The 3426-nt window shown below is 56.4% G+C and carries 5 protein-coding genes; 1 reads left to right on the top strand and 4 read right to left on the bottom strand.

What is annotated here, in order from left to right; all coding sequences use genetic code 11:
• From ACXWUF_RS20720 to msrB, 3 genes are all read right to left on the bottom strand, one after another.
• A partial coding sequence (locus ACXWUF_RS20720; RefSeq protein WP_458496457.1) for a quinolinate synthase NadA occupies nucleotides 1-490 on the bottom strand: 490 nt, incomplete at its 3' end.
• A gap of 149 nt (nucleotides 491-639) precedes the next feature.
• The gene (locus ACXWUF_RS20725) at nucleotides 640-1089 is read right to left on the bottom strand and encodes a hypothetical protein (RefSeq protein ID WP_458496458.1); all 450 of its coding nucleotides are present in this window, start codon (nucleotides 1087-1089) and stop codon (nucleotides 640-642) included.
• 187 nt (nucleotides 1090-1276) lie between these two features.
• Complete coding sequence (gene msrB / locus ACXWUF_RS20730; RefSeq protein ID WP_458496459.1) at nucleotides 1277-1738, bottom strand: peptide-methionine (R)-S-oxide reductase MsrB; 462 nt, start codon at nucleotides 1736-1738, stop codon at nucleotides 1277-1279.
• Between the two features lie 392 nt (nucleotides 1739-2130).
• On the opposite strand from msrB, the gene ACXWUF_RS20735 reads away from it, so the two are divergent.
• Nucleotides 2131-2448 carry a DUF1820 family protein gene (locus ACXWUF_RS20735; protein ID WP_458496460.1) on the top strand — a complete coding sequence of 106 codons (318 nt, stop codon included), beginning with the start codon at nucleotides 2131-2133 and terminating at the stop codon, nucleotides 2446-2448.
• A 52-nt stretch (nucleotides 2449-2500) separates the two neighbouring features.
• Here the strand turns inward: ACXWUF_RS20735 and ACXWUF_RS20740 are convergent, their stop codons facing one another.
• Nucleotides 2501-3295: a secretin N-terminal domain-containing protein gene (locus ACXWUF_RS20740; protein ID WP_458496461.1), complete on the bottom strand. Its 795-nt coding sequence runs from the start codon at nucleotides 3293-3295 to the stop codon at nucleotides 2501-2503.
• Nucleotides 3296-3426: the final 131 nt, after the last annotated feature.

The raw sequence follows: 3426 nt of genomic DNA on the forward strand, positions 1-3426 counted from the left end.
CCAAAACGGCCGCGGCGTTGCTCGATGTGCAGACAATGCCGCCGTGTTTGCCGCAGAACGCTTTCAAGCTGGCGGCGGAGTTGATGTAGGTGACGGGCGTGACGGCCTGGTCCGGGTCGATGACTTGCGACAACTCCCGCCAGCCACGCTCCACGGCGGGCAGGCTCGCCATGTCGGCCATGGAGCAACCCGCCGCGAGGTCGGGCAGGATGGCGATTTGTTCCGGGCGGGACAGGATGTCGGCCACTTCCGCCATGAAATGCACGCCGCAGAACACGATGTACTCGGCGTTCGATTGGGCGGCGTTGCGGGACAGCTTCAGCGAATCACCGGAGAAGTCGGCGTGGCGGAAGACTTCATCGCGCTGGTAATGATGGCCCAGGATGACGCAGCGGTCGCCGAGTTCGCGCTTCGCGGCCACGATGCGTTCTTCGCATTCGGCGTCTTCCAACAGGGCGAAATTTTCTAGGGCGAGAGCGGATGCGGACATAAGCTAAAGTCAGGGTTGGCGGGGGAGGGCGGCGATATTAGCACAGCGCCATAGTCGGGAATAGCGAGGGCGAGCGCCATAAAAAAACGGATAACATTCCTTGGAGGGGTGTTATCCGTCGTGATTAATTCGTTTAAAGAAATTGCTTTTTAAAACATTCGGCGGCTGAAATTATTGAGTCCCCTGGTTCTAACCGTCTTTTCGTCCATGACTTCCAATTGAGCGCGGCGGCGGTCCCGTAATCGCTGATCCCTGTATTTTAGTATCGTGGCCGCGTCTTCGTTTTTACGGCGATCATTGTTCGGGTCGCGGACTTGATAGAGCCGCACCGCCACCCGCCGTCCTTTGAAGTGTCTGAGATTCAGCCGGTTAATCATTTTTTCGGCGATATTGTCCGGTTCCAGGGTGACCAGGCCATGGAATTCGGCTTCCTTGGTGGTCTTGTCGATGATGGTCAGGATATCCGTCGCGACAATTCTGATTTTCCCCCTCAGGCGAAACCGCCAAAACCAGGGCAAATTATCGTGTATGAACATCTGCAATTCCCTAGTGCTGGAACTGGCCGGAATTTTTCTTATAAATAAGGTCACGGTCGTCATGTATCTACCCCTAATGATTCCAATAAAACAAACCGCTTAAGTTGGGTAATCAGGACTTATGTATGCAGGCGGTGCCGTTGCCCCCGCCGTTCGCCCTTAGGCATCGAAGAGTGAACAGCGAGGACAACTCCCCGTTCATGCTTCGATACCTCAGCAGACCGGGGAGGTGGTAATAACGAATCAAGTCCTAACGGCCCTCAAAAAGCTTTAAATACTCCCCATAGCCTTGTTTTTCCAAATCCTCCTTGGGAATAAATCGCAAGGAGGCCGAATTCATGCAATAGCGTTTGCCGGTGGGCGCGGGACCGTCATCGAAAACATGGCCCAGATGGGAATCGCCATGTTTGCTGCGCACTTCCGTCCTGGCTCTGAATAAGGAGCGGTCTTCCCGATAATCCACATTACCTGGCTCGATGGGCTGGGTAAAGCTCGGCCAGCCTGTGCCGGAATCGAATTTGTTGGTCGAGCTGAATAAAGGCTCGCCGGACACTATGTCCACATAAATACCCGCCCGATGATTATCCCAATAGGGATTATGGAAGGGGCGCTCAGTGCCCTCGGCCTGCGTCACCCGGAATTGCTCGTCGGTGAGGCACTGGCGGAGTTCCTCCGGGTTGGGTTTCTTGAATTGCTCGGCATCCCAAGACATGGCGGTTTCTCCAGTTTCTTTCAATCCACTCCCGACTAAATCAGCCGGGAGAAACAACATCAGCAGCCTTGTTATCGAACCTCAAGTGCCATTCCGGTCTTGATGCTGACGCAGGCAGGACTCGGAAGCGAAGCGCCTAGAGATTGTGGGCAACGTCCCTGTCTTTGTTCGAGACCGATGGTCACGGAAATCGTTCGGGCCACTACGGAAAATGCCATGCTCAGACAAGGATTGTCCAGCGGATTGGCCCGGGGGGGATCATAATGCAGCGCCGGAAGGCGAGCGGTGGCTTTGGATGCTTCGGTTATAATCCCGAATTGGCTGGACGCCAAGGTTTTTCGCATCAATAATCGGCTCCGCCGCTTTTGTTTAACCCACCCACGTTAGTCCGCATGTCAGACAATCAAATTTTCCGAGTCGCCTTCATAAGTCAAAATCAGGTTTATGAAATCTATGCCAAAAAAGTATTTCAAGGCGAAATGATAGGATTCGTGGTCATTGAAGATATTGTTTTTGGGGAAACCACTTCCTTGCTCGTTGACCCTTCCGAGGAAAAGCTCAAGGCGGAATTTTCCAATGTCCGAAGGTCTTATATCCCGCTCCATGAAATCGTCCGCATCGACCAAGTGGAGCGCCGGGGCACGGCCAAGATCATTCCCTTGGATAAGGACGGGAGTCCTTCCGCTAAGGTCACCAAGCTGCGGCCCTAATATGTTTGTGGTTTCGATGAAGGACCGGCTCGGTTTTTGAAGCCGAGTCGGTCTACATTCCAGCATCCAAATCCTCGACCTTTAGGAATATCCTGCTGTCGCGATTCTGGTTTGAATAACCGCCGCCGATTAAACCGTTTTGGTCCCGCGAGGTGGTTTCTGCTGCCCCGCCCACTTCGATCCATTCACCGAGTTCGACTTGCAAACGGGTGTGGGCGCTCTGGGTATTGATGACGCCGCCGGGATCGGACTCGAGGCGGTCTGACCACGGTGCGATGTCGAGCAGAACCCGGCCACCCGCCAAGCGGGGCGTCACCGCGAAGCCCGTGGTGGCGGCTCGGTAGTCGGCCCCATAGCCGTAAGGGGAAGGCACGGGAATCTGTGTGCCCATCTGGATGACGGCGGACGAGCCGTCGAGAGTCTGAACCCGTTGGGCGCTGTCGGTGATGCTTTGCCGTTCCGCCTGGTGAATGCGGGCGTGAATATCGGCGGCGGAGTCGCCCGGTTGATCCAAGTTGATGCGGCCACGGATTTGAGCGCCTGCGCCGGAGGATTCGCCGCTGATTTGGCTGCCTTGGGCCACGGTAATTAGGAGGCGATGGGGGCGGATGTCGATCTGGTCAAGCAAGGCCCGGATTTCGGCGACGGTGGCCGGATTGGCGCGGACGATGAGTTGGTTGTGGTTGGGGACGATGGCGTCGGAGGGACCAAGCAGGGGACGGATCAGTGGGATGAGTTCTTCCGCCGGGCGCTGGCGGAGTTCGATGATGGCAAGTTCGTCGGCTTGGAGTGGCCCTATTCCCAGTAGGACGAGAAACGCCAAGGAAAGCCGACCGGGAATACCCATGGCGGCTCCCCGGGCGCTACCCGGCGACCCGGAGCAGGCTTTCGGACTTGGCGCAGTCGTCCAGGGCCATGCCGTAGAGGTCCAGGTACCGCTGGGCGCTGGATTCCCAGGAGAAATCCTTGCTCATGCCC

The sequence above is a fragment of the Methylomagnum sp. genome (assembly GCF_054333355.1).

Coding starts and splice junctions, on each gene's coding strand:
- ACXWUF_RS20725 (WP_458496458.1), bottom strand. CDS start 1,089: ATGACGACCGTGACCTTATTTATAAGAAAAATTCCGGCCAGTTCCAGC.
- msrB (WP_458496459.1), bottom strand. CDS start 1,738: ATGTCTTGGGATGCCGAGCAATTCAAGAAACCCAACCCGGAGGAACTC.
- ACXWUF_RS20735 (WP_458496460.1), top strand. CDS start 2,131: ATGTCAGACAATCAAATTTTCCGAGTCGCCTTCATAAGTCAAAATCAG.
- ACXWUF_RS20740 (WP_458496461.1), bottom strand. CDS start 3,295: ATGGGTATTCCCGGTCGGCTTTCCTTGGCGTTTCTCGTCCTACTGGGA.